This window comes from Mesorhizobium sp. L2C066B000 (assembly GCF_000502335.1).
Classification (GTDB): domain Bacteria; phylum Pseudomonadota; class Alphaproteobacteria; order Rhizobiales; family Rhizobiaceae; genus Mesorhizobium.
In genome coordinates this window covers 48,319-73,852 of sequence record NZ_AYWZ01000017.1, presented here as the reverse complement: position 1 = coordinate 73,852, position 25,534 = coordinate 48,319, and the positions used below count along the sequence as shown (strand labels likewise).

Sequence of the window (25,534 nt, the reverse complement as noted above, 5' to 3'; positions counted from 1 at the left end):
AAGCTTGCGCAATGACGTGACGCTGCCATGATTGCAGGCGAAACGGGCGGCGGGTATTGGGGAGCATGTCGTGACGCCGCACAACGAGGCTGCCAGGGGCGACTATGCCGCAACGGTGCTGTTACCGGGCGATCCGCAACGCGCCGAGTGGATGGCAAAGACATTTCTTGAGGCACCGCGCTGCGTCAACCGCCGCCGGGGCGCACTCGGCTTCACTGGTCTCTATCGCGGCCGTCCCATCAGCATCCAGGCCACCGGCATCGGTGTCCCGTCCTTCCTGGTCTATGTGCATGAACTCCTGGATGTTCACGGCGTCAAAACGCTGATCCGCACAGGTACCTGCGGCGGCCTGACACCCCGCGTGCCGCTGCGCTCCTTGGTGATCTCGCAGTCGGTGCGCGCCGAAAGCGACCAAAGCGGCCAGGTCTTCGGCCTCTACGATGCTGCCGCCGGGCCCGATCCCGGCCTGTTCGCCCACGCTTTGGCCTGCGCCGCCCAGCTCGGCATCGACCACCAGGCCGGGCTGACCATCTGCAGCGATGTCTTCTACCACCCTGTAGGGCGCGACCGCTTTGCCGAAGCGCAGGCGCTTGGCGCTCTCGCTGTCGATATGGAAACCAGCGCACTCTACCGAATCGCGGCGCATTTCGGCGCCCGCGCGCTGTCGCTGCTGACCGTCGTCGACAACATCGTGACCGGCGAACAGACTGCCTATTCCGAACGTCAGGCGCTGTTCACCGATATGGCGCGGCTCGGGCTCGACGTTGCGGCGGAAGGCTAGCTTCCTCAGGCCGCTTCGCGCTTCGGCGTCAGCTCATCCATGTCTGGCCGGTGACCGCGCAGATAGAGCGCGCAGGTGGTACGCAGCATCGACGCGAAGTTGGGAATGGCGCCGTTGATCTCGATCGCCTCGTCATAGAGTTTTGAGATGAACTTCGGCGTCGTCAGGCCCTGGCTGTCGGCAATTTCGTCAAGCAGCGCCCAGAACGTTCCTTCAAGCTGGATACTCGTAGAGTGACCGTCGATGCGGATCGACCGGTTGATCTGTCGATAGCCTTCCGGATCCTGCCCGGCAAAAACCCTGCACATCCTTACCTCCCGATATTGTTGGTTTTGGGCGCAGCGTGTCGCGCCTTCAAGTTGTGGTTGTCCCTGCATGTTCGGCCTTGTGGGCCGAATCGGCAATCGGACTTTCGTCTTTAGGCGCTGGCATAGCAGCGATTGCAAATTTAGCCGTGGTAACCGGCTGCCACCACCTTTCGCGCGTGCCGCCCATAATCGCCTCCAACATGCAGCGGCGGAGACTGATTTGGCGAAGGCAATCCATTCCATGATCCGGGTTCTCCAAGAGGCCAGATCCGTCGATTTCTACAGAAACGCTTTCGGGCTCGACGTCGCCGACAGGCTGGATTTCGAGACATTCACGCTGATTTACCTTGCCAACGCCGAAACGGGGTTCGAGCTCGAACTCACCGTGAACAAGGGCCGCACCGAGCCTTATGGGCTTGGCGACGGTTACGGCCATCTGGCGGTCTCGGTGTCCGATCTCGACAGCGAACACGACCGGATCGGCGCGCTCGGCCTCAACCCCAAGAAGATCGTCGAATTCAACCGCGACGGATCGCTGATCGCCCGCTTTTTCTTCATCGAGGACCCCGACGGCTACAAGATCGAGGTTCTGCAGCGTGGAGGGCGCTTCCAGTAGGGGATTATCAGCCGCATTCAGCCGCGCGGCGCCAGCAACGGCGCTGTTCAAGGGCGCAAACAGCAAGCAGGGAGGAACAAATGGTCACGATCTATGACGCGAGGCTCTCACGTCGTGAACTTCTCAAACGCGGCGGCATCGGCGCGTTGCTCGTCATTTCCGGCAGCGCCGTCATCAGCCCTGAAAATGCCTGGGGGCTCGAGACATCGGCGCTCAAGCCCGAAACCATGGCGACGCTGATCCAGATGGCGCGCGACATCTATCCGCACGATCAGGTGCCCGACAAATACTACGCCATCGCCGTAAAAGGGGATGATGAGCAGGCCGGCAAGGACGCTGCCTACAAGGCGATGATCGAAGACGGCATCGCCGACCTCGACAAGAAGTCGGGCGAGGGCGGCTATCGCGGCCTCGGCTGGGAGGAGCAGCGCGTTGCCGTGCTGCAGCAGATCGAGGCGACGCCGTTCTTCCAGTCCATCCGCGGCGGCCTCGTCGTCAGCCTCTACAACCAGCAGGAGGTGTGGCCGATCTTCGGCTACGAGGGCGAATCCTACTCCAAGGGCGGCTACATCGCGCGCGGTTTCGACGACATAGAGTGGCTCTGAGCCCTTCCGTCGTTCTGAAACCCGGCAAACAGGAATTCATGGGAGGAAACCATGGCAGCTTCATTTGATCTCAACAACGACGGCGTGGTCGTGATCATCGGCTCCGGCGCCGGCGGCGGCACGCTCGGCAACGAACTCGCCCAGAAAGGCGTCGATGTCGTCATCCTCGAGGCCGGCGCGCGCCACGAATACGAGGATTTCATCAATGATGAGTGGGGTTCCTTCAGCCAACTCGCCTGGACGGACAAGCGCACGACGTCCGGCGACTGGCGGGTGTCGAAGGATTTCCCCAATTTGCCGGCCTGGATAGTCAAATCGGTCGGCGGCTCGACCACGCACTGGGCCGGCGCCTCGCTGCGCTTCCAGGAGCATGAGTTCAAGACGCTCTCGACCTACGGCAAGCTGGAAGGCGCCAACCTGCTGGACTGGCCGGTCACATTGGCCGAGATGGAGCCGTACTACGCCAAGGCGGAAGCCAAGATGGGCGTCACCGGCACCAATGGCTGGCCGCGGCTGCCCGGCAACAACAATTTCAAGGTGCTCAAGGCCGGCGCCGACAAGCTCGGCTACAAGGAATGTCATACCGGCAACATGGCAATCAATTCGGTCGAGCGTGATGACCGGAACTCCTGCCAACAGACCGGCTTCTGCTTCCAGGGCTGCAAATGGGGCGCCAAATGGTCGACGCTCTATACCGAGATCCCCAAGGGCGAGGCCTCCGGCCATCTCGAAGTCCGGCCGAATGCCATGGCGATCAAGATCAACCACGACGCCTCAGGCAAGGTGACCGGCGTCGTCTATGCCGACAAGGACGGCAAGCTGCAGGAACAGAAGGCCCGCATTGTCGCCGTCGCCGGCAACTCGATCGAAAGCCCGCGCCTGCTGCTAAACTCCGAGTCAGCGAAGTTTCCGCAAGGGCTTGCCAATTCGTCGGGGCAGGTCGGCAAGAACTACATGCGCCACACCACCGGTTCGGTCTACGCCATTTTCGACCAACCGGTGCACATGTATCGCGGCACCACCATGGCCGGCATTATCCGCGACGAGGCGCGGCACGATCCCTCACGCGGCTTTGTCGGCGGCTATGAATTCGAGACGCTGTCGCTCGGCTTGCCCTTCATGGCCGCCTTCCTCAACCCCGGCGGCTGGGGCCGTTCATTCACCACCGCGCTCGACCACTATGATCACATGGCTGGCCTGTGGATCGTCGGCGAGGACATGCCGCGCGCGGAAAACCGCATCACGCTGCACAAGGACGAGAAGGACGCGCACGGCATGCCGATCGCCGACGTGCATTTCGATGATCATCCCAACGACACGGCGATGCGCAACCATGCCTACAAGCAGGCCACAGCGCTTTACGATGCGGTCGGCGCGACGCGCTCCTTCCCGACGCCGCCCTATCCCTCAACCCACAATCTCGGCACAAACCGGATGAGCGAAAAGGCGGAAGACGGCGTCGTCAACAAGCACGGCCAAGCGCACGACATCAAAAACCTGTTCGTGTCGGACGGCAGCCAGTTCACCACCGGTGCGGCTGAAAATCCGACGCTGACGATCGTGTCGCTGGCTATCCGCCAGGCCGAATACATCGCTTCGCAAATGTCGGCCAAGACGATCTGAGCCGTCCTCCCGGAACGCGCATGGCGCGTTCCGCCCTTTTTTCCTAGGACTCACTATGCGCCGACCGGCTGTCCGTCCTTGCGGCGGATGGCGACGACGGACGGTCGCGGCAGCTGGCCATCCCTGAAGTCGGGCCACAGCGTCTGCGCCTTGTCGAGCGTCTCTGCATCTTCCGCAGGGTGCTGCACCGACAGGAACAGAGTCGTGCCGTCCGGCGTGAAGCATGGGCCGGTCGCTTCGGCGCCATGCGGGCAGGTGAACAGCAGCTTCGGCAGGCCGCGCGCCGCACCTTCGGTGTCGACGCCATAGACGCCGTCCGGCAGGTCGAAATCATTGGCGCCGTCCGTCGCCACCCACAGCCGCCCCGCCGGGTCGAAGGTGATGTTGTCGGGGCAGACGAACCAGCCATTGTCCGACGTATCCGGATGAAAAGTGGCGCCGACCTTGGCATCTTTCGGGTTGCCGCAGAGCACGAACAGGTCCCAGGCATAGTTTTCGGCCGTGTGGTCGGCGTCCGCGCCGCGGCCGCCAGGCGGGATCAGTTCGACAATATGGCCCCAGAGATTTTCCGGTCGCGTGTTGGCCGGATTGACCTTCGACTGGTCGCGCTTCTTGTTCTTGGTCATCACCGCATAGACGCGGCCGGTCACCGGATTGGTCTCGATGTCCTCTGGCCGGTCCATCGGCGTGGCGCCGAGCGCATCTGCCGCAAACCGCGTCTTCAACAGCACCTCGGCCTGGTCGGCAAAACCGTTCTCGGCGGTAAGCTTGCCCTGGCCGTGCACCAGCGGCAGCCACGTCATCGAGCCATCGGCATCGAAGCGGGCGACCGACAGCACGCCATCGTCGAGCAGATCGGCGCCGGAGGCCGGATTGGCCCTATCATAGGCCTTGGCCGAGACGAAGCGGTACATGTATTCGAAATAGTCGTCATCACCCATATAGACGACGACGTGGCCGTCCTTGTTGAGGACCACGGTCGAGGCCTCATGCGACATGCGGCCAAGTGCCGTGCGCTTCACCGGCCTGGACTTAGGATCGTAAGGGTCGATCTCGACCACCCAGTCGAAGCGGTTGGCCTCGTTCGGTTCCTTGTCGAGGTTGAAGCGGTCATGGAAGCGGCCGCGGCCATAGATGTCGGAGCCGTCGAAGCCGTAACGGTCGAGCAGGTCGGCAGTCGGCGCCTTTTTCGGGTCGCCGCCGAAAATGTCGGACACGCCTTCCTCGCAGGTCAGCACCGTACCCCAGGGGGTGAAACCGCCGCTGCAGTTGTAGCTGGTGCCGAGCACTTTCGTGCCAGTCGCGTCGGCCGAGGTCTTCATCAGCGCATGGCCGGCAACCGGTCCGGAAACGGTCATTTCGGTGTTGGCGGTGATGCGGCGGTTGAGCGGGCTGTCCGCCACGCTTGCCCACTTGCCGTCCTTCAATTGCACCTCGACGATCGAATGGCCCATCGCGGCCATACCGAGATCGACCTGTTCCTTGGTCATCGTCTTGCCGGCATCGCCCTCGGTCATCCCCGGAAACATCACATTGGGCGAGATGTATTCGTTGTTGACGCAGAGCAGGCCATGATCGGAATTCACCGTACCCTTGGGCAGCGGCATGAAGGCGATGTAGTCGCAATTGTAGCCGAAGCGCTTTTCCTGTTCCTCCGCCGCGACCTTGTTGCCGTCGAATTCGGCGAGGCCGGCTGCAAGCGGGTCGCCCCAGCGCGCGACGATGGCCGTCTCATAGCCTTCGGCGGCGGCATGGGTCTTGCCGTAGACCCGTTTCAGCTCGGGAAAGCCGAGCGTCGACTGCGCTGTGGCGGCATGCGTTTCGCCGGCAAACAAGGAGCCGACAAAGCTGCCGCCGGCAATCAGCGCGCCGGAGGCGAGGCTGCCTTTCAAAAGAGACCGGCGCGAGACGCGCTCGGCAATGATTTCGCGGATGACGGGGGAGGATGAAGACGGTGTATTGGCCATGGTGTCTGCCTCTAAGGGTGGATGTTACGGCGCACCGTTGCCCTAGTCTGCTTAGGCAACATTCACATGACATAAGAGGAAGGTTTTGCCGCAACTGGGCGCGGCACTACGCATCGCTCAGCCCTTGGTGCAGGTCGAGGCGGTGAAGGCGCCGTCGGGCTGCTTCAGAATGATGTCGAATGACGGGGCGGTCTCGCCGTCCAGTGTTGCCTGTGTCATGGAGACGGAGTTGCCACCGGTGGTATAGCCGCCCAGCGGCCCGAGCCAGGTGATCTCGCCATTGGCGTTCATCTGATAGTTGTAGCCTTGCAGCGCCGTTCCGAACGTCACCGGGCCGGTATAGACATTGCCCTTGATAGTGATGTCGCCGAGGTTGAGGAAGGCGCCGAGCAGGTAGACCTCGCAATGATAGGTGCCGTCAGGAAGTTTGCCCTCGCTGAAATCGGCGCGCGCGGCGCCGCTCGTTGTCATCAGCAGCAGGATGCCGGAAATGCGTGAGATGCGAGATGTCATGACGTCTCTCTTTTGAAGGGCGAGCTTGCCCTATTTTTGCGCGGTGCCGCAACATTGTTCGCCCGGAACCCACGGCCGGAGATCAAAAACTAGGCATTTGTCTCAATTGGGCGAAAATTAGGCAAAAGTCGTGTGCGCTGCGCAAATTTGCCTCAATCAATTTTACCGGCTGCCTTTGTTGTTTCCCCAGGCTAATATACCAACCGGCTGATAACGCTCGGCTATTCCATCTTTGTGAGCGGCGCCTTCGCGTTTGGCACGGCAGTTGCTTTGCATTGTCGCGGTGCAATCAAACAGCTTGGGAGTCTTCGGTATGAGGGGTAATTTCTCCACAATAACAAAAATGTTTTCGGCGGGCGTGATCGCCGCCGGCCTGTCGATGTCGTCTCCGGCCAAGGCCGCCGAAGACACGATCAAGGTCGGCATTCTGCATTCGCTATCGGGGACCATGGCGATTTCGGAGACGACGCTGAAAGACGCCATGCTGATGCTCATCGAAGAGCAGAATGCCAAGGGCGGTCTGCTCGGCAAGAAGCTCGAGGCGGTCGTTGTCGATCCGGCCTCCAACTGGCCGCTCTTTGCCGAAAAGGCGCGCGAGCTGATCTCGAAGGACAAGGTCGCCGCCGTGTTCGGCTGCTGGACCTCGGTGTCGCGCAAATCGGTGTTGCCGGTGTTCTCGGAACTCGACAACATCCTGTTCTACCCCGTCCAGTATGAGGGCGAGGAAAGCGAGCGCAACGTGTTCTACACCGGCGCCGCCCCGAACCAGCAGGCGATTCCTGCCGTCGATTATCTCATGAGCGAGGACGGTGGCTCGGTGAAGCGCTGGGTGCTGGAAGGCACCGACTACGTCTATCCCCGCACCACCAACAAAATCCTCGAGGCCTATCTGAAGGCCAAGGGCGTCGCCGCCGAAGACATCATGGTCAACTACACGCCGTTCGGCTTCTCCGACTGGCAGACCGAAGTCTCCGCAATCAAGAAATTCGGCTCGGCCGGCAAGAAGACCGCCGTCGTCTCGACCGTCAATGGCGACGCCAACGTTCCGTTCTACAAGGAACTCGGCAACCAGGGCGTCAAGGCCGAGGACATCCCGGTCATGGCCTTCTCGGTCGGTGAGGAAGAACTGGCCGGTCTCGATACCGCGCCGCTGGTTGGCCATCTCGCTGCCTGGAACTATTTCGAGAGCGTCGACACACCCGAAAACAAGAAGTTCATCGCCGACTGGCACAAGTTCATCAAGAACGACAAGCGCACCACCAACGACCCGATGGAAGCTCACTATATCGGCTTCAACATGTGGGTGAAGGCGGTCGAAAAGGCCGGCACCACCGATCCCGACAAGGTCATCGACGCCATGGTCGGCGTGTCCGTGCCGAACCTCACCGGCGGCTATTCGACCATGATGCCGAACCATCACATCACCAAGCCGGTGCTGATCGGCGAGATCCAAGCCGACGGCCAGTTCGAGACCGTGTCGCAGACGCCCGGCCTCGTGATGGGCGACGAATGGTCCGACTATCTCCCCGACTCCAAGGACCTGATCTCGGATTGGCGCGCGCCTCTGTCCTGCGGCAACTTCAACGTTGCCACCGGCAAATGCGGCGGCAAGGGCACGAACTGATCCCTCCCGGGACTGACCGATCGTGGACGCGTCCACGATCGGTACCGCCAAGCGTCCGGGCGCTTCAGCCCGCCCGGGCGCGGAATTTCCCCACAGAAGAGTATCTGAACGGATGATCCTGTTGCGCACTCTCGGCCTCATGCTGGTGTTCCTGGTGGCAAGCCTATTGCCGTCGAACGCAGCCGAAGCCGATCTGCGCGCCATCGTCGCCAAATTCGCCACGGGCACGGGCTTTGCCGCCACTGAGGCTGTTGTGCGCGAACTTGCCGCCACCGGCGATCCGCTGGTTGAACGGCCGCTTGCAGCCCTCGCCGAAGGCAATCTCTACATGCGTAAAGCCGATTCAGCCGTCTTCGTCGGCAGTGAGGCCGCCGACAGCGTCACGCTGCTCGACCCGCTGAGCGGCGAGAAAGCCGGCGACGCCGCCAAGGCCGACATCACGAAGATCAAGGTCAACAACACGCTGCGTCGTGTCATCCGAGATGCGCTGGGAACGCTGACGTTGCGCGCGAAAGATCCTTCTGTCCGCATCGCCGCCGCCGACACCATGTTCAAGACCCCCGATCCCGCCAATATCGAGCCGCTCGATGCAGCCATCGCCGCCGAGACCGACGCCAAGGTCAAGGCATTGTTCGAACAGGCGCGCGCGGCATCGGTGCTGGTCTCCGACAAGCCGGAGGCCGACAAGCTTGCCGCCATTGCCCTGATCGGCGCGCGCGGCGACCGCGACGCGGTCTCGCTGCTCACCGCGGTCGAGGCCAATGCGCAAGGCGCGGTCAAGGATGCCGCGACGGCGGCAATCGCCAGCATCAATTCGAGCCTGGCGCTGTGGGATGCCGGCCAGAACATATGGTACGGCATCTCGCTTGGCTCGGTGCTGCTGCTGGCCGCCATCGGCCTCGCCATCACCTTCGGCGTCATGGGCGTCATCAACATGGCGCATGGCGAGATGGTGATGCTCGGCGCCTACACCACCTTCGTCGTCCAGCAGGTGATCCGAACCTCATTCCCCGGCCTGTTCGACTGGTCGCTGGTGATCGCGCTGCCGCTCGCCTTCCTGGTTGCCGCTTCCGTCGGCCTGATCATCGAGCGCGGCGTCATCCGTTTCCTCTACGGCCGGCCGCTGGAAACGCTGCTCGCAACCTGGGGCGTCTCGCTTGTCCTGCAGCAGGCGGTGCGCTCGATCTTCGGACCGACCAACCAGGAGGTCGGCAACCCCTCCTGGATGTCGGGATCGTTCGATGTCGGCCAACTCGCCGTCACCTGGAACCGCCTCTGGATCCTGGTCTTCGCGCTCACCGTCTTCGGCGTGCTGCTCTTTGTTATGAAGCGCACGCCCTGGGGCCTTCAGATGCGCGCCGTCACCGCCAACCGCCGCATGGCCGCCTCGATGGGCATCAGGACGCCTTGGGTCGATGCGCTGACCTTTGCGCTCGGCTCCGGCATTGCCGGCATTGCCGGCGTCGCGCTCAGCCAGATCGACAATGTCTCGCCCAATCTCGGCCGCGGCTACATCATCGACAGCTTCATGGTCGTGGTCTTCGGCGGCGTCGGCAATCTCTGGGGCACGCTGGTCGGCGCCTTCTCGCTCGGCATCGTCAACAAGGTTCTCGAACCCTATGCTGGCGCGGTGCTCGGCAAGATCGTCGTGCTGGTGCTGATCATCCTGTTCATCCAGAAGCGCCCGCGCGGCCTGTTCGCGCTCAAGGGCAGGGCGGTGGAAACATGATCACGGGACGCTTCTTCGCCGCGGGTGCCGACCGTCGCATCGCCATCACTATTTTCATCCTGCTGACGGCCGCCATTATCGTGCCGCTGCTCAACCTCGAAGTGTCGCCGCAAAGCGCGTTCTATATTCCGTCCTACATCGTCGCGTTGACGGGCAAGTACCTCTGCTATGCATTGCTTGCCTTGGCGCTCGATCTCGTCTGGGGCTATTGCGGCATCCTCTCGCTCGGCCATGGCGCCTTCTTCGCCCTCGGCGGCTATGCGATGGGCATGTACCTCATGCGCCAGATCGGCTCGCGCGGCGTTTACGGCAATCCGATCCTGCCCGATTTCATGGTGTTCCTGAACTACAAGGAATTGCCCTGGTTCTGGACCGGTTTCGACCACTTCTGGTTCGCCGCCATCATGGTGCTGGCGGTGCCCGGCCTGCTCGCCTTCGTCTTCGGCTGGTTCGCCTTCCGCAGCCGCGTCACCGGCGTCTATCTCTCCATCATCACCTAGGCGATGACCTACGCGCTGCTGCTCGCCTTCTTCCGCAACGACATGGGTTTCGGCGGCAACAACGGCTTGACCGATTTCAAGGATATTCTGGGCTTCAACGTGCAGGCCGACGCCACCCGCTCGGCCCTGTTTGCCGCCAGCGCCATCATACTCGCGCTCGCCGTCTTCATCACCTGGGCGATCGTCGGCTCCAAATACGGCAAGCTGCTGATGGCGGTGCGCGACGCCGAGAGCCGCACCCGCTTCCTCGGCTGGCGGGCGGAGAACGTGAAGCTGTTTGCCTTCACCGTCTCGGCTGTCATGGCCGGCATCGCCGGCGCGCTCTATGTGCCGCAGGTCGGTATCATCAATCCCGGCGAATTCGAGCCGTCCAATTCCATCGAAGTCGTGATCTGGGCAGCCATCGGTGGGCGCGGCACCATTGTCGGCCCGATCGTCGGCGCGCTGCTGGTCAACGCCGGCAAATCCTGGTTCACCGGCCTGCTGCCGGAGTTCTGGCTGTTTGCGCTCGGCGGCCTGTTCGTCGCCGTAACCCTGTTCCTGCCCAAGGGCATCGTCGGCATGTGGGATTCCTGGCGCGGTAACGCTCGGGCGATGCGGGCTGCAGCGATTGCAGAGGAAGCGGGCACAGACCCTGATGCCGCGCCGCCATTGAAGATCGTGCGCAGCGCAGCAACAACGCCCGGTGCCTGGTCCGCGTCCGGGCCTGAACCGCAGCCGGCGGAATAGAGCGATGTCGAAGTCCAACACCATCCTCTATCTCGACGGCGTCTCGGTCTCCTTCGACGGTTTCCGCGCCATCAACAATCTGTCGCTGGTGCTCGACAAGGGCGAGATGCGCGCCATCATCGGTCCCAACGGCGCCGGCAAGACGACGATGATGGACATCGTCACCGGCAAGACCCGGCCCGACGAGGGCGAAGTGTTCTTCGACGGCCAGGTCGATCTGACCCGGCACGACGAGGCGGAGATCGCCATGATGGGCATCGGCCGCAAATTCCAGAAGCCGACCGTCTTCGAAAGCCACAGCGTCGAAGACAATCTGATGCTGGCGCTGAAGGGCCCGCGCTCGATCTTTCCGGCGCTGTTCCATCGCCGCTCGGCCGCCGAAGCCAGACAGATCGACGACATCCTCGGCATCATCCGGCTGGGCGACAAGCGCCACGATCTGGCAGCCAATCTCAGCCATGGCCAGAAACAGTGGCTGGAGATCGGCATGCTGCTGGCGCAGGACCCGAAGCTGCTTTTGGTTGACGAGCCGGTCGCAGGGATGACCGATGCCGAGACCGAGGAAACCGCGCGGCTGCTCAAGGACATAGCGCGCGACCATTCGGTCATCGTCGTCGAGCACGACATGCATTTCGTGCGCGAACTCGGCGTCAAGGTCACCTGCCTGCATGAGGGCTCGGTGCTGTCGGAAGGCTCGCTCGATTTCGTCTCGGCCGACGAGCGGGTCGTCGAAGTTTATCTCGGGAGATGAGCATGGTCTGGCGGGTGCAATTCCATCGCTTCGACTTTTCGTTCCTCCGCTTCTGGAGAAGGCGCTGACATGCTCGAAGTTTCCAACGCCACGCTCCATTACGGCGCTGCTCAGGCGTTGCGCGGTGTGTCGCTGACGGCGGGTGCCGGCAAGATCACCTGCGTGCTCGGCCGCAACGGCGTCGGCAAGACCAGTTTGATGAGATCGATCGTCGGCCACCACCGGCTGACGAGCGGAAGCGTTGCCTTCGAGGGGAAGGCGCTCGACCGGAGCGCGGCGTATGATCGCGCCCGGTCGGGCATCGCATTCGTACCGCAGGGCAGGGAGATCTTTCCGCTGCTGACGGTGCGCGAAAACCTGGAGTCCGGCTTTGCGCCGTTGAAGCGCGCCGACCGCAACGTGCCGGCGCATGTCTTCGAACTGTTTCCGGTGCTGAAGCAGATGCTGGGGCGGCGCGGCGGCGATCTCTCAGGCGGCCAGCAGCAGCAGCTCGCCATCGGCCGGGCGCTCGTCATGCGGCCGAAACTGCTGGTGCTCGACGAGCCGACCGAAGGCATCCAGCCCTCGATCATCAAGGACATCGGCCGCGCCATCCGCTATCTGCGCGACCAGGCCGGTATCGCCGTTCTGCTGGTCGAGCAATATCTGGATTTCTGCCGCGAGCTCGCTGACGAGGTCAACATCATGGACCGCGGCCAGATCGTCCACACCGGCCCGGCCGAAGATCTCGACCGGGCGGACGTCAGGAAGTTTCTGACGGTTTAACGCAGGTCGACGGCTGCACGGATCGTACACGTCGAAGATTGGCTGAAATGCCCACAATCACTTCGTCATTCTAGGGCGAAGCAAGGAGCGGAGCGACGCGCGCAGACCCCAGAATCCATGCCGCGACATCAGCCAAAGAGTGCCGCGATGCAGAACAAGATCGCTTCTGCGGCACATTGGCCATTCCACATTCTGCCCCGTTAATGACGCTTCTTCGTCCCGGCATGGATCCCTGGGTCTTCGCTCCGCTTCGCGTCGCTACGCCCAAGGATGATGAAGTCGCGAAGGTCCGCGCCCGTTGCGTCGGACTTTCCTCGGAGGCCGCCACACTCTGGCACGCCGAATACTGCATGCTAGTCTTTCCTAGGCCTCGGTGAGTCGGCCGCTTCCGTATCAGTCTGGTTCTGTAGCAGATCGAGGGAATATGCTGGCTCAGCCTGCAAGTTCCACGCAAGCAAGCCACCCTAGCTTCCCTCGCAGTTCTGATTGTCGGTCAATGCGTTCAGATAATCTTGCCAGGAGAATAGGGCTATGGAACGGTTCGTCGAGGACCACCAGAAACGACGGCTGACAGAGCGTGTCGACATCATCACCGCCATCAACATTCTGCGCTCGCAAGGCTACCAGCAGGATGAGCTGATCGGCGAAATCACCAAGGTTTTCTACGTCGACCTCGACACTTACAACGAGATCGTCATAGCGGCCTAAAAGCGCGTCGCGCCTGAACGGCCTCATGCGACGCGCTTTGGGGTGTTGTTTTACGTGTGGTGAGGTTCAGGCCGGCTGAATATCAGCCCAGCCTACCCGGCGCGCCGGAAGGCGAGCACACGGTTGCGGCCGCCGCGCTTGGCGCCGTAAAGCGCTTTGTCGGCGGCGCTGAGCACCTTGTCGAATTTGGTGCCGCCCTCGCTGCCGAAGGCGTAGCCGGCGCTGACGGTGCAGGACAGCAGGCGGGTCTCGGTATCGATCCGGCGCATGGCAAAACTGGCCCGGATCCGCTCGGCTATGAATTCCACCTTTTCAGGCAAGGTGCGATCGAGCACCAATGCAAATTCCTCTCCGCCCATGCGCGCGGCGACATCGCCCGGCTGGAGATTGGCGGTCAAATCCTTGGCGAACAGTTTCAGCACCTCGTCGCCGGTGGCATGGCCGAACTCGTCATTTATCGCCTTGAAGCCGTCGAGATCGAACACGATCACGGCGGTGAAGGACCGGACAGGTGTTTTGCCGTGCAGGTCGAACAAAGCGCGCCGGTTGAGCAGTCCGGTCAGCGGATCGGTCAGCGCTTCGCGGCGATGATACTGCGCCAGGCGTCCCTGGTTGAGCGCCAGCGAGAGCGCGCCGATGCCGGTCATGCACGCGATGACGACGATGAGGCTGAAATCCTCGGCCCAGTTGCTCGGCGCATGGCCAAGCACCAGCCTGCCATCCCAGACAAGCGCACCGGAGCACAGCACGAAGGAAATTGCGGTGGCTGTGTAGAGCCCGGCAATGCCGAGGATCGGGGCCGGGAATTCGGTGCGGCCCTTCCAGTATTCAGAGGCCGTCGCAAACAAAAGCAGCGCGGCGAAGGCATTCTCCAGCATGAAGCCCAGCCCGTCATAGCCAAGCGCCATCGGCGGCAAGGCGACTGCCAGCGAGACGCCGGCGCCGACAGCAATGCGGGGCAGCGGTGACCTCCCTGTCGTGAACTGATGGGCCGCGCCCAGCATGGTCGCGAAGCCGAGCAGCAGGAACGTGAAGCTGGCGAGGCCGAGCAGGCGTCCGGGCGCGTCGATATAGGCCTGGTAGGCGAAGACGTCGGCGACGATCAGAAGCACGCTGACCGCCCAGGTCAGCAGGAATTTTTCCGAGCGCGCGGTAAGCCAAATGCCGAACAGCGTCAGGCCGAGGCAAGCGGCGGAAAACCCGACAGCCAACAGAAGGGAACTGTAGTCGAGCGACATGCCCTCGTCCTTGCGCGCGGCGGCCGGCCTCTAGAAAGGACCCGCACCGGATTTATGCAGGATGGAGGTATCGATAAGGTTACGATGCGCATAAGCTATCACGCTTCGGTTCATCGTAGCAATTCTGGGTTGAAACCCTTTTCAAGGGAAAGCGCTGCCCGCTTTCCCGGGAAAAACGTTCCACACTTTTCCTGGAATTGCTCCTAATGCATGTCGCTCAGAAGTGTGCCGCGGTTCTGGGACAACGGCATGCATCAAGACAAAGACTTAAATCGCGTCGTATGAATCCGTTTCAGCGCTACGCGCTTTAACCGATCAGCTCACCCTCTTCATAAGCGCCATGGCGCCGAACGGCGCGCGCACCTTGCCCTCGGTGATGAAGTAGACGAACACATCGCGCGGTTTCACCGGCGCGTCGAAAGTCGGATCGGCGCGCCGCAGATCGGCCGGCTGCTTGCCTTGCGCCCAGGTCTTCACCCGCGCTGCCCATTCGTCCAGGCCCTTCGGCGTATAGCAATCCGGATTGTCGTCGCTGCCGGTCTGCAGCCGCGCATAGATAAAATCGCCGGTGATGTCGGCGATACCAGGATATTTGGCATGGTCGGCATAGACGATCGCCGCCTTGTATTTGCGCGCCAGGCTCACAAATTCCGGCACGCTGAAACTGTCGTTGCGCACTTCCAGCGCATGGCGCAGCGCCACGCCATCCTGCTTTTCCGGCAGCAGCTTCAGGAAGGCCTCGAAATCATTGGCGTCGAACTTTTTCGTCGGCGCGAACTGCCACAGGATCGGGCCCAGCTTGTCGCCCAGCGCGGCAATGCCGGAGCCGAGGAAGCGCGTCATGGACTCGCCGGCTTCGCCAAGCACGCGCCGGTTGGTGACGAAGCGATTGCCTTTCAGCGAATAGACGAAACCGTCCGGCGCCTCGCTCGCCCATTTGACGAAGGTCGGCTCCTTGAAGCTGGAATAGTAGGTGCCGTTGACCTCGATGCTCGGTACCTGGCGGGTGGCGTAACTTAGCTGTTTGGCCTTGGAAAGCTTGTCCGGGTAGAAAGACGTATCCCAGGGTTCGAAAGTCCAGCCGCCCATCCCGGCGCGGATTGTTCCTTGGCTGATCATCGTCTTCCTCCCAGTTCTAAAAATGCGGTCAGGCTATTTTTCCAACCGGTTTGATCATGTCGACCACGGTCCATCCGGGACGGTGGGGATTGGCTCGGCGGCCCGTTTCGTGGAAGCCATAGGCCGTATAGATCTCGATGTTCCGCTCCATGCGCGAATTGGTGTGGAGCCGCACCTCCGGCACACCCCATAGCCGCGCCTGTTCCTGGGCGAAGTCGAGCAGCGCGGTACCGAGTTTCCTCCCCTGAAAAGCGGGGGAGACCGCGACGCTGAAGATCATCACATGATCGGGGTGGCGCTCAATAACGATCAGCCCGGCGAGCTCAGCGTCGCTCTCCAGCAGCCAGACCTCGCCTCGCTCGATGCGTGGCGCATAGCCCTCGGTGACTGGGATCGGCGGCGCGCCGAACAAGGCGGTGTAATGCCCATAGGCGGCTTCCGTCAGCGAAACGACTCCGTCGAGATCACCGGCAAGCGCCTGTCGGACTGTCATTCAAAGCTCTCCAGGCGCCCGGCCGGTCTGCCAGTCACTCCGCCGCTTCGCGCTTGCCTCCGGGGCGCCGTTCCAGCAGTTCCTTCAGGAAGTGGCCGGTGTAGCTGCGCTTTTCGCGCACGATCGCTTCCGGTGTGCCTTGGGCAACCAGCTCGCCGCCGCCATCGCCGCCTTCGGGGCCGAGGTCGAGCACCCAGTCGGCGGTCTTGATGACTTCGAGATTGTGCTCGATCACCACCACCGTGTTGCCCTGGTCGACCAGTTCGTGCAGCACTTCCAGCAACTTGGCGACGTCGTGGAAGTGCAGGCCGGTGGTCGGCTCGTCGAGGATGTAGAGCGTCTTGCCGGTCGCCTTGCGCGACAATTCCTTGGCGAGCTTGATACGCTGCGCCTCACCGCCCGACAGCGTCGTCGCCTGCTGGCCGATATGGATGTAGCCGAGGCCGACCTGCTTCAGTGTGTCGAGCTTGTCGCGCACGCCGGGCACGGCGGCAAAGAAATCGACACCTTCCTCGACCGTCATGTCCAGGACGTCGGCGATCGACTTGCTCTTGAACACGACATCCAGCGTCTCACGGTTGTAGCGCTTGCCATGGCAGACGTCGCAGGTCACATAGACGTCGGGCAAGAAGTGCATCTCGATCTTGATGACGCCGTCGCCCTGGCAGGCTTCGCAGCGGCCGCCCTTGACGTTGAAGGAGAAGCGCCCCGGCTGGTAGCCGCGGGCCTTGGCTTCGGGCAGGCCAGCGAACCAGTCGCGGATCGGTGTGAAGGCGCCGGTGTAGGTGGCCGGGTTCGAACGCGGTGTGCGGCCGATCGGCGACTGGTCGATGTCGATGACCTTGTCGAGGAATTCGAGGCCCTCGATGCGGTCGTGATCGGCCGGATGCTCGCGCGAGCCCATGATGCGGCGCGACGCCGCCTTGAACAGCGTCTCGATCAGGAAGGTCGATTTGCCGCCGCCAGACACGCCGGTGACGGCGGTGAAGGTGCCGAGCGGGATTTCGGCAGTGACGTTCTTGAGATTGTTGCCGCGCGCGCCGACGATCTTCAGCCGGCGGTTCTTCTTGGCCTCGCGCCTGACACCGGGCGTGGCGACTTCGAGCGCGCCCGACAGATATTTACCGGTGATCGAGTTGGGATTGGCCATCACCTGCTGCGGCGTCCCCTGGGCGATGATCTCGCCGCCATGAATGCCGGCGGCCGGACCCATGTCGACGACATAATCGGCATGCAGGATGGCGTCCTCGTCATGCTCGACGACGATCACCGTGTTGCCGATGTCGCGCAGATGCTTGAGCGTGTCGAGCAGGCGGGCATTGTCGCGCTGGTGCAGGCCGATCGACGGCTCGTCCAGCACATAGAGCACGCCGGTGAGGCCGGAGCCGATCTGCGACGCCAGCCTTATGCGCTGGCTCTCGCCGCCCGACAGCGTGCCGGAATTGCGCGACAGCGTCAGATAGTCGAGGCCGACATCGTTGAGGAAGCGCAGGCGGTCACGGATTTCCTTGAGAACGCGCACCGCGATCTCGTTCTGCTGGTCGTTGAGATGTGGCGGCAGTTCGGTGAACCACTGGTCGGCCTTGCGGATCGACAGCTCTGTGACTTCGCCGATATGCTTGCCGGCGATCTTCACCGCCAGCGCTTCCGGCTTCAGCCGGTATCCCTTGCAGACCGGGCAGGGCGTCGCCGACATGAAGCGCTCGATCTCCTCGCGCATCCAGGCGGATTCGGTTTCCTTCCACCGCCGTTCGAGATTGGGAATGACGCCCTCGAACGTCTTGGTGGTCTTGTAGGAGCGCAGGCCGTCATCATATTGGAAGGTGACCTCGCGCTCGCCGGTGCCGCGCAGGACGGCTTCCTTGGCCTCTTCGGTCAGGTCTTTGAACTTGTCGCCGAGCTTGAAGCCGTATGCCTTGCCCAGCGCTTCCAGCGTCTGCGCATAATAGGGCGAGGTCGATTTCGCCCACGGGCTGACGGCGCCGTCGCGCAGCGAGACGTTTTCGTCCGGCACGATCAGGCTGGCGTCGATGGCGCGCTGATTGCCGAGGCCGTCGCAGGTCGGGCAGGCGCCGAACGGGTTGTTGAACGAGAACAGCCTGGGCTCGATCTCCGGAATGGTGAAGCCGGAAACCGGGCAGGCGAATTTTTCCGAGAACAGGATGCGCTCATGCGTCTCGTTCTTCGATTTGTTGACCGAGTCCTCGCCGGTCTGGCTGGCGTCGAGCGGCCGGTCGGCGAACTCGGCCACCGCCAGCCCTTCGGCGAGCTTCAGCGCCGTTTCGATGGAATCGGCAAGCCGTGTCGCCAGGTCGCCGCGCACGACGATGCGGTCGACGACGACGTCGATGTCGTGCTTGTACTTCTTGTCCAACGCCGGCACATCGGCGATCTCATAGAAGACGCCGTCGACCTTGACGCGCTGAAAGCCCTTCTTCTGCAGCTCCAGCAGTTCCTTGCGATACTCACCCTTACGGCCGCGCACGATCGGCGCCAGCAGGAAAAGGCGCGTGCCTTCCTCGACCGCCAGCACCCGGTCGACCATCTGTGAAACCGTCTGGCTCTCGATCGGCAGGCCGGTCGCCGGCGAATAGGGGATGCCGACGCGCGCGAACAGCAAGCGCATGTAGTCGTAGATCTCGGTGACGGTGCCGACCGTCGAACGCGGGTTCTTCGACGTGGTCTTCTGCTCGATCGAGATGGCCGGCGACAGGCCGTCGATCTGGTCGACATCCGGCTTCTGCATCATTTCGAGGAACTGGCGCGCATAAGCCGACAGGCTCTCGACGTAACGGCGCTGGCCCTCGGCATAGATGGTGTCGAAAGCAAGCGACGATTTGCCGGAGCCCGACAGGCCGGTCATGACGATCAGGCTGTCACGCGGCAGGTCGAGATCGACATTCTTTAGGTTGTGTTCGCGTGCCCCGCGAATGGAAAGGTATTTATGGTCGGCCATCGCCGGTCGCCGCCTCAGGTCTGGTGTCAGTGGGATCGGCGGGTTTTCCCGGCCATTCCCTATGTAGGTATTTTTGCCGCCACGTCGAGAGACGCCACACTTCTCGACCAAAGCCGTTTAACCGTCTTTCGCGCGAACGGGCAAGCGGAAAGAACAAAGACCGAACACGCTCCTGACAACGCTGTGCAGAAACTGACAAGGGTGTTTCAGAAACTGACCCTGACGTAAGCTCCCGACGATCACATTTTCCGTAACCGGCTATTCAAGGTTGACGCCGTCGAATCAGGGGCGCACTCTGCCGGAGTCAACGGAGCCGGCCGTCTTTGATGGCCTCGCCGCCCATAGCGGCCTGCGAGACGCCGCAGGTTTTTGCGATTTGTGCTTCGGATTGACACCAGTCGCAACGGACATAGGAGCGGAGCATGACGCCACCGGATAGTCCCTTGAGGCTCCACCTGCTAGTGGAGCCGCGGCGGGCATAAGTGCCAGGTAGTTTCAAGGCATTGGAGTGTATGCGTCCAAACGAACGCATCGCGTCAGTCCAACAAACCACCAGACAAACCGTGACCTGCCGAATCCCACAAAAATCAGAGACGGCTAGTCGGATCGTCGGCTGAATGCCGCGAAGCATCCGAAATCAAAGTCGGTATAACACTACCGGCAGTTTGGATTTGGAATCCAAAAAAAGCCCCGACCGTTAGCGGAAGCAACGGCGGGGCTGTTCTTTTGCGAGGAAGTCGTCGGCGCAGGCTTTCTCTCCCGTATAGTAGCTGGGAGAAGGGCTACCGGCGCGGCGCCTTGATCCCACCCGTGCCGACATCGACAGTGATGCTGCCGGAAATCCTGACATCGGTGTCGCCGATCTTGAACGTGCCGTTCTCGCCGGCAGACAGCGCGTCGTCCGGCTCCGGCTGCGGCGCGGGCTTGGCGATGCGGTAGTCGCCGGTCACGCCGGGCAGGGCGCCTTTCCGCGACGTGCTGGTGCTGCCCCCGGCAAAGGCCATGCTCGATGTCGCCGCCGTGATGGCAAAGGCTATGGTCAGTCTGTTCAGGTGGTAGCGCATGGCAAGACTATAGTGCCGCGCTCAAGGCGAGGCCAGACCAGCGGCGTTGAAATTGAGGGAACACCGGCCTGCATTCAATCCGCCGATCAGGCCGCTGCCTGCTTGCGGGTGTCGAAGACGTGGTCGACGAGGCCCCAGTCCTTGGCCTCCTTCGCGGTCATGAAGAAATCGCGGTCGAGCGTGCGTTCGACATCTTCGTGGGTGCGGCCGCAATGGTGAGCGTAGAGGTCGGCCATGTGCCGCTTGGTGCGCAAAATGCCTTCGGCGTGACGCTGGATGTCGGAGGCCTGGCCCTGGAAGCCGCCCAAAGGCTGATGCAGCACGATGCTGGCATTGGGCAGCGCGATGCGCCGCCCCGGCGTTCCCGCCATCAGCAGGAAGGAGGCCATCGACGCGGCAAAGCCCATGCACACGGTCGACACCGGGCAGCTGACATATTGCATCGTGTCGTAGATGGCGAAACCGCTGGTCACCACGCCGCCCGGCGAGTTGATGTAGAGCGAGATCTCCTTGTCGGGATTGTCCGATTCCAGCGACAGGAGCTGGGCGCAGACCAGCGCCGACATGCCGTCATTGATCTCGCCATTGACGAAGATGATGCGCTCGCGCAGCAGCCGCGAGAAAATGTCGAAGGCGCGTTCGCCGCGGCTCGATTGCTCGATCACCATCGGCACCAGATTGGCAAAGCCGCTCATCTCATTGTCTCCGTTTTGATTTTTCCGGTTCAGGCGGCGCGCAGCAACAGGCGTGGCGCGTTGGCGGCGACAGGCCGCTTGGGCTTGTATGCGCGCAGCCAGAGCCGGCAGCCGGCGCCGGCCATCGCGACCGCAGGCGTCAGGACAAACCCGTCGTGGACGATGCGCAGATGCGTGCCGCCGGAAACGGTGCGGGCGAGTGTGAAGGTGACGATGCTCCCCAGCTCCTCGCGGTCGGCGTCGCCGGAACGCTCGCGCCAGGAATAGCGCAGCAGGCGCCCCGGTTCGGCATCGAGCACTTCGCACTCGATCGGCTTCTCAGGCCCGGCAAAGGCAAAGCGGCTGCCGGTTTCCGGATTGATGTCGTTCGGCATCATCCATTCCGCCAAGAGGTCCGGCACGGTCAGTGCCCGCCACACTTTTTCCGGTGCGTCCGGCAGATCGCATTCGAAGGCGAGGGCATCTTTGGCGGTCTGCGTCTGCTTTTCGTCGGTCATTGGTCCATGTCCTTCAAAACGACCTTCAGTCTTTCGATGCGCTCCGGCCAGAATGCGCGGTAGCGTTCGATCCAGCCGAGCAGCGGCTCGAGCCCTTGCGGATCGGCGCGATAGTAGGCGTTGCGGCCGGCGCGTCTTTCGCTGACTAGGCCTGCGCCGCGCAGCACGGCAAGGTGCTGCGACACCGCCGGCTGCGACACGCTCATGCCGGTGCGCAACTCCGACACGCTCATCTCGCCGGAAGTCAGCCGCTCGTAGACGGCGCGTCGCGTCGGGTCGGCCAGGGCGCGAAAAATCTCTGCTTCGATCATGGCAAAAGCATAAGTCGATACTTATCGATTTGGCAAGGGGTGTTTTGAATGCCGCGTATTGATTGGATCCTGCCGGGCCTCTAAGCCGTGGGGAACAAGATGGGCCGATCATCGCGAGGCAGGAGTAGTATTTATGAATTCCAACGTCGATCTTTCGTCCGCCGAGAACCTCAACGAGGCTCTGAGGCTCTATCGCCGCCTCGTACTCGGTATAGGAGCGATCGCCGTCATCGGTTTCGTGGCCGTGATCTTGTTGGCCAAGCTGGGTACGGCGCTATCGCCGCCACACGGGATTTACATCTTCGGCGAAGGATTGGGGACCTGGGGCCTGATCGCGGTGGTAGCGGCGCTCGTCGCTCAGGTGTGGTGGCACGGGCGCGCGATCGGGAAATTGCTGAATGACCCGGCTCTGAAATCTGAACCTGCAGTCGGGCTGATGTCGGCGCCAACCGTGATCGCACAGCGCGCCCATGGCATGGGCATGGAGTGGAGCGGCTTTTTCGGTCCGTTGCGGCCAGCTAAAAAACGGCGCTGACGACACCGCTTCTCGCCCCTGCGTGTCAGCTAAATCCACGCGCCCGCGTCGGCGATTGCTGCCATTCCTTGACAATCCGTGGTTAACAGTATAGGAACGAAAAGGGAACAAAAACCTTGTGGGAAAAGCCAGCCGCGGCAAGCCAGGATTGTGCGCGGCCTGTAAGGTGAACGACTTGAAATTTGTTTCGGATGAGCACGGAGAAGTGTCATGGCGGGTAGCGTCAACAAGGTCATTCTGGTCGGTAACCTCGGCGCGGACCCTGAAATCCGCCGCCTGAATTCCGGTGATCCGGTCGTCAACATCCGCATCGCCACGTCGGAAAGCTGGCGCGACAAGAACTCCGGCGAGCGCAAGGAAAAGACCGAATGGCACAACGTGGTCATTTTCAATGACCAGATCGCCAAGGTCGCCGAGCAGTACCTGAAGAAGGGCATGAAGGTTTACGTCGAAGGCCAGCTGCAGACACGCAAATGGCAAGACCAGACCGGCGCCGACAAGTACACGACCGAAGTCGTGCTGCAGAAATTCCGCGGCGAGCTGCAGATGCTCGATTCTCGCGGCGAGGGCGGCGGTCAGGTCGGCAACTATGCCGGCGGCGGCGGCGCGAGCCGTGGCTCGGATTTCGGCCAGTCTGGCCCCAATGAGAGCTTCAACCGCGGCGGCAATAGCGGTGGCGGCGGTTCCAAGGGCGGCGGTGGCGGCGGCTCGTCGCGCGAACTGGACGACGAAATCCCGTTCTGAGCTGACGGTAGTTAGCGATATCTGAGGAGAGGGCGCGATGTCGCTCGGACCGCTTCTATCGGCGCGCCCTCCCATTCCATGGCACGCCTTCGCGGCCCTTGCCGCGCTGGCCATTGGCGCTACGCAACTGGCGCTGCCGAAAGGCACGACGCGTCATCGTGTCGTCGGCTATACTTGGGTGGCGCTGATGCTGGTCGTCGCCATCTCCAGTTTCTGGATCCAGCAGATACGCCTCGTCGGTCCGTTCAGCCCGATCCATCTCTTGTCGATTTTAGTGTTGATCGCCGTGCCGCTGGCGGTCTGGCACGCGCATATGCATCGGGTCGCGAAACATCGCAGGGTCATGATATCGCTGTATGTTTTCGCCCTGATCGGCGCCGGCGTGTTCACGCTGCTGCCGGGGCGGATCATGCACACGGTCGTCTTCGGCCAGTGACGCTTTCTGAAAGGAAGATTGCCGTGAAAGCACGGATTAAATGGGTCGAGGAGCGCACCTTCGTCGGCGAGTCCGGCAGCGGCCACAAACTGGTGCTGGGGACCGCCCCCGGGCCGGAAGGCAAGACGCCAGGTCCGAGCCCGATGGAGCTGGTGCTGATCGGCACCGGCGGCTGCTCGGCCTATGATGTCGTCCACATCCTCGAAAAAGGCCGCGAGGCGATCGAGGACTGTGTTGTAGAACTCGACGCCGACCGGGCCGAAACCGACCCCAAAGTCTTCACCCGCATCCACATGCATTTCATCGTCACGGGCCACGCGCTGTCGCGCGACAAGGTCCAGCGCGCCATCAACCTGTCGATCGAGAAATACTGCTCGGCCTCGGCCATGCTGGCCAAGACGGCTGTCATCACCCACGATTTCGAGGTCGTCGATACGGCGGTGGAGTAGGGAGCAGGGAGCAGGGAGCAGGGAGCAGGGAGCAGGGAGCAGGGAGCAGGGAGCAGGGAGCAGGGAGCAGGGGCTGCCGTTCACCCCGCCATCAGCGCCTTGATCCCATCCGCGACGAACTGAACCGCAAGCGCGGCCAGGATGACGCCGAGCAGGCGGGTGAGGATCGAGCGGCCGGTCTGGCCGAGGATGCGGTCGATGCGCTCCGACAGCACGAACACCAGATAGGTGATGGCAAGGCAGACGAAGATGATGCCGACCAGCGCCGCTTGTGCTGCAAAACCCTGAAAAGAGCCCGACAGTAGCACAGTCGCCGAAATCGCACCGGGGCCGGCGATCAGCGGGATCGCCAGCGGGAAGGCCGCGATGTTGTGGATCATGTCCTTGGTGATGGCGACGTCGCCGATCTTCTCCTTGCGGTCCTGGCGGCGCTCAAACACCATTTCGAACGCGATGAAGAACAGCAAAAACCCGCCGGCGACGCGGAAAGCCGGCAACGTGATGCCGAACACCGACAGGATGGACGCCCCGGCCACCGCAAACAGCGCCATCACCAGGAAGCCGATGATCGAGGCGCGCACCGAAACCTGCTGACGTTCCTCGCGGTTCATGCCGCGTGTCACCGCGAGGAAGAGCGGCGCGAGACCTGGCGGGTCGATGGTCACCAGAATGGTGACGAAGGCGTTGAACAGGCTGTCGAAACTCGGCATCGCTGACCCCTCCCGCCGGGCCGGACCCCTGCGCCACGATAGTGGTAGAGCAAAGCCTGGCCGGTGGGAACCGTCTGAGATGGCGATACCGGAGACGCCGGCTATGTTAGGCGGCAGCGTTGCAATAGGCCTCCAGGCGATAGCCGTCGGGATCGACGATGAAGGCAGCGTAATAGTCCTCGCCATAGTCGGCGCGCAGGCCCGGCGCGCCATTGTCGCTGCCGCCTGCACGCAAGGCGGCGGCATGGAAGGCGACGACACTCTGCCTCGTCGGCGCGGCAAAGCAGAAATGCAGACCGGACTTCTCGTCCGATGGCACTGGCCGCTCCGCGTCGTTCACCCACAGCGCGACGGCTTGCGCACCATAACCCAGTGAGCCTGGCGACTGGCTGAGGCAGGAATAACCGAGCGGCTTTAGCGCGGCATCGTAGAAGGGCTTCGAAACGTTGGTGTCGCGGACGCCGATCGAGACATGGTCAAGCATGCTTTTGGTCACCTTTTTGCAATATGTTGCGTCATCAGTCGTGGGCGACGCGGCGCGCCAGGAACTCGACTTCGAGACGCCATGTCTTGCCATCGTCGTGCGAACGCTCGCCGAGCCAGCGGAAGCTGTCTTTCGTGATGCGCGAAAAGCTCCAGCGGACCGAGGAACCAGTGCCGTCGGCGCCGACCTGCACAATCGTGTCGCCTTCGGCGCGACCAAGCTGGCGGCTGTAGTATTGGTTGCGCGGGTCGCTCCAGAAGATGTGCCAGGCATCCGAGCCGGGATCATAGGCCCGCAGCGTTGTGCCATAGAAAGTCCATTTGCCGAGAGAAGGCGAGGGGCCGGCATCCCGCGCGGGCAGGATCCATACATCCTGGATCGCCCTGCCTTCCAGGACCCAGCCGAAATGCACCTCGCCGCGTCCGGTGAGAACCGTGCCGTCCTCGAGATGGCGCGTGGCATCGAATGTCCAGGCGCCGACGAAGCGGCCGTAGAGATCAAGCTTGTCAGCCAGACCGGGGTTGGGGCCGTCGCTGTGGAGCGCTTCGGCAAAGGAGGATGTACCGATCATACTTGCTGCCTTC

General features: G+C 62.5%; 27 protein-coding genes and 1 pseudogene. 14 read left to right on the top strand and 14 right to left on the bottom strand.

The features are described from left to right. Positions 1 to 70 precede the first annotated feature (70 nt). The gene (locus X733_RS140405) at positions 71 to 781 is read left to right on the top strand and encodes a DeoD-type purine-nucleoside phosphorylase (RefSeq protein ID WP_023712397.1); all 711 of its coding nucleotides are present in this window, start codon (positions 71 to 73) and stop codon (positions 779 to 781) included. A gap of 5 nt (positions 782 to 786) precedes the next feature. Here X733_RS140405 and X733_RS140410 read toward each other — a convergent pair whose 3' ends face one another. Beyond that, complete coding sequence (locus X733_RS140410) at positions 787 to 1,089, bottom strand: ribbon-helix-helix domain-containing protein (protein WP_023670924.1); 303 nt, start codon at positions 1,087 to 1,089, stop codon at positions 787 to 789. A 220-nt stretch (positions 1,090 to 1,309) separates the two neighbouring features. Here X733_RS140410 and X733_RS140415 point away from each other — a divergent pair, with 220 nt between their 5' ends. The 3 genes from X733_RS140415 (at position 1,310) to X733_RS140425 (ending at position 3,933) form a co-directional block, all read left to right on the top strand. Then, positions 1,310 to 1,705 (top strand): VOC family protein, encoded by a 396-nt coding sequence (locus X733_RS140415; RefSeq protein ID WP_023684616.1) that lies wholly within the window; start codon positions 1,310 to 1,312, stop codon positions 1,703 to 1,705. 80 nt (positions 1,706 to 1,785) lie between these two features. Next, positions 1,786 to 2,310, top strand: coding sequence for a twin-arginine translocation pathway signal (locus X733_RS140420; RefSeq protein WP_023819870.1), 525 nt, complete (start codon positions 1,786 to 1,788; stop codon positions 2,308 to 2,310). Positions 2,311 to 2,361: 51 nt separating this feature from the next. Beyond that, a complete protein-coding gene (locus X733_RS140425) occupies positions 2,362 to 3,933 on the top strand; it encodes a GMC family oxidoreductase (RefSeq protein ID WP_023670928.1) in 1,572 nt (523 codons plus the stop codon). A gap of 53 nt (positions 3,934 to 3,986) precedes the next feature. On the opposite strand, the gene X733_RS140430 is transcribed toward X733_RS140425, so the two are convergent. Continuing rightward, entirely contained in the window at positions 3,987 to 5,900 is a 1,914-nt protein-coding gene (locus X733_RS140430; protein WP_023819869.1) for a PhoX family phosphatase, read from the bottom strand. Between the two features lie 117 nt (positions 5,901 to 6,017). Next, positions 6,018 to 6,413 (bottom strand): hypothetical protein, encoded by a 396-nt coding sequence (locus tag X733_RS140435; RefSeq protein WP_023819868.1) that lies wholly within the window; start codon positions 6,411 to 6,413, stop codon positions 6,018 to 6,020. 313 nt (positions 6,414 to 6,726) lie between these two features. Here X733_RS140435 and urtA point away from each other — a divergent pair, with 313 nt between their 5' ends. From urtA to X733_RS1000000168650, 6 genes and pseudogenes are all read left to right on the top strand, one after another. Then, positions 6,727 to 8,037 carry an urea ABC transporter substrate-binding protein gene (gene urtA / locus X733_RS140440; RefSeq protein WP_023724348.1) on the top strand — a complete coding sequence of 437 codons (1,311 nt, stop codon included), beginning with the start codon at positions 6,727 to 6,729 and terminating at the stop codon, positions 8,035 to 8,037. 112 nt (positions 8,038 to 8,149) lie between these two features. After that, a complete protein-coding gene (urtB, locus tag X733_RS140445) occupies positions 8,150 to 9,766 on the top strand; it encodes an urea ABC transporter permease subunit UrtB (RefSeq protein ID WP_023819867.1) in 1,617 nt (538 codons plus the stop codon). Beyond that, a pseudogene (gene urtC / locus X733_RS01000000166610) lies at positions 9,763 to 10,995 on the top strand (urea ABC transporter permease subunit UrtC). The gene urtB and the pseudogene urtC overlap by 4 nt, the downstream one beginning before the upstream one ends. A 4-nt stretch (positions 10,996 to 10,999) precedes the next feature. Beyond that, positions 11,000 to 11,746: an urea ABC transporter ATP-binding protein UrtD gene (urtD, locus tag X733_RS140450; protein ID WP_023696501.1), complete on the top strand. Its 747-nt coding sequence runs from the start codon at positions 11,000 to 11,002 to the stop codon at positions 11,744 to 11,746. A 69-nt stretch (positions 11,747 to 11,815) separates the two neighbouring features. After that, the gene (gene urtE / locus X733_RS140455; protein ID WP_023688639.1) at positions 11,816 to 12,511 is read left to right on the top strand and encodes an urea ABC transporter ATP-binding subunit UrtE; all 696 of its coding nucleotides are present in this window, start codon (positions 11,816 to 11,818) and stop codon (positions 12,509 to 12,511) included. 531 nt (positions 12,512 to 13,042) lie between these two features. Beyond that, a complete protein-coding gene (locus X733_RS1000000168650; RefSeq protein WP_023670936.1) occupies positions 13,043 to 13,219 on the top strand; it encodes a hypothetical protein in 177 nt (58 codons plus the stop codon). Positions 13,220 to 13,311: 92 nt separating this feature from the next. On the opposite strand, the gene X733_RS140460 is transcribed toward X733_RS1000000168650, so the two are convergent. The 8 genes from X733_RS140460 to X733_RS140495 form a co-directional block, all read right to left on the bottom strand. After that, complete coding sequence (locus tag X733_RS140460) at positions 13,312 to 14,457, bottom strand: GGDEF domain-containing protein (RefSeq protein ID WP_023734310.1); 1,146 nt, start codon at positions 14,455 to 14,457, stop codon at positions 13,312 to 13,314. 315 nt (positions 14,458 to 14,772) lie between these two features. Beyond that, positions 14,773 to 15,576, bottom strand: a complete 804-nt coding sequence (locus tag X733_RS140465) for a DUF72 domain-containing protein (protein WP_023734311.1) — start codon at positions 15,574 to 15,576, stop codon at positions 14,773 to 14,775. Positions 15,577 to 15,604: 28 nt separating this feature from the next. Further along, positions 15,605 to 16,069, bottom strand: coding sequence for an N-acetyltransferase (locus tag X733_RS140470; RefSeq protein WP_023819866.1), 465 nt, complete (start codon positions 16,067 to 16,069; stop codon positions 15,605 to 15,607). Positions 16,070 to 16,103: 34 nt separating this feature from the next. Beyond that, a complete protein-coding gene (gene uvrA / locus X733_RS140475; RefSeq protein WP_023734313.1) occupies positions 16,104 to 19,025 on the bottom strand; it encodes an excinuclease ABC subunit UvrA in 2,922 nt (973 codons plus the stop codon). A 782-nt stretch (positions 19,026 to 19,807) separates the two neighbouring features. Then, positions 19,808 to 20,029 (bottom strand): hypothetical protein, encoded by a 222-nt coding sequence (locus X733_RS140480; protein WP_245274511.1) that lies wholly within the window; start codon positions 20,027 to 20,029, stop codon positions 19,808 to 19,810. 146 nt (positions 20,030 to 20,175) lie between these two features. Next, positions 20,176 to 20,784, bottom strand: a complete 609-nt coding sequence (locus tag X733_RS140485; protein ID WP_023819864.1) for an ATP-dependent Clp protease proteolytic subunit — start codon at positions 20,782 to 20,784, stop codon at positions 20,176 to 20,178. 29 nt (positions 20,785 to 20,813) lie between these two features. Further along, a complete protein-coding gene (locus tag X733_RS140490) occupies positions 20,814 to 21,281 on the bottom strand; it encodes an SRPBCC domain-containing protein (RefSeq protein WP_023819863.1) in 468 nt (155 codons plus the stop codon). Continuing rightward, positions 21,278 to 21,592, bottom strand: a complete 315-nt coding sequence (locus X733_RS140495; protein WP_023706188.1) for a metalloregulator ArsR/SmtB family transcription factor — start codon at positions 21,590 to 21,592, stop codon at positions 21,278 to 21,280. Before X733_RS140495 ends, X733_RS140490 begins: the two co-directional genes overlap by 4 nt. 133 nt (positions 21,593 to 21,725) lie before the next feature. Here X733_RS140495 and X733_RS140500 point away from each other — a divergent pair, with 133 nt between their 5' ends. The 4 genes from X733_RS140500 (at position 21,726) to X733_RS140515 (ending at position 23,756) form a co-directional block, all read left to right on the top strand. Next, entirely contained in the window at positions 21,726 to 22,127 is a 402-nt protein-coding gene (locus X733_RS140500) for a hypothetical protein (RefSeq protein WP_023706189.1), read from the top strand. Positions 22,128 to 22,337: 210 nt separating this feature from the next. Further along, entirely contained in the window at positions 22,338 to 22,871 is a 534-nt protein-coding gene (gene ssb, locus X733_RS140505; protein WP_023670946.1) for a single-stranded DNA-binding protein, read from the top strand. 37 nt (positions 22,872 to 22,908) lie between these two features. Continuing rightward, entirely contained in the window at positions 22,909 to 23,307 is a 399-nt protein-coding gene (locus tag X733_RS140510) for a DUF2306 domain-containing protein (protein WP_023819862.1), read from the top strand. Between the two features lie 23 nt (positions 23,308 to 23,330). Then, a complete protein-coding gene (locus X733_RS140515) occupies positions 23,331 to 23,756 on the top strand; it encodes an OsmC family protein (protein WP_023706191.1) in 426 nt (141 codons plus the stop codon). A gap of 80 nt (positions 23,757 to 23,836) precedes the next feature. Here the strand turns inward: X733_RS140515 and X733_RS140520 are convergent, their stop codons facing one another. The 3 genes from X733_RS140520 to X733_RS140530 all read right to left on the bottom strand — a co-directional run bounded on the left by X733_RS140520 (position 23,837) and on the right by X733_RS140530 (position 25,521). After that, positions 23,837 to 24,466 (bottom strand): MarC family protein, encoded by a 630-nt coding sequence (locus tag X733_RS140520; protein WP_023670949.1) that lies wholly within the window; start codon positions 24,464 to 24,466, stop codon positions 23,837 to 23,839. A 106-nt stretch (positions 24,467 to 24,572) separates the two neighbouring features. After that, complete coding sequence (locus X733_RS140525; RefSeq protein ID WP_023706192.1) at positions 24,573 to 24,950, bottom strand: VOC family protein; 378 nt, start codon at positions 24,948 to 24,950, stop codon at positions 24,573 to 24,575. Between the two features lie 34 nt (positions 24,951 to 24,984). After that, positions 24,985 to 25,521, bottom strand: coding sequence for a hypothetical protein (locus X733_RS140530; RefSeq protein WP_023706193.1), 537 nt, complete (start codon positions 25,519 to 25,521; stop codon positions 24,985 to 24,987). Between the last annotated feature and the right edge of the window lie 13 nt (positions 25,522 to 25,534).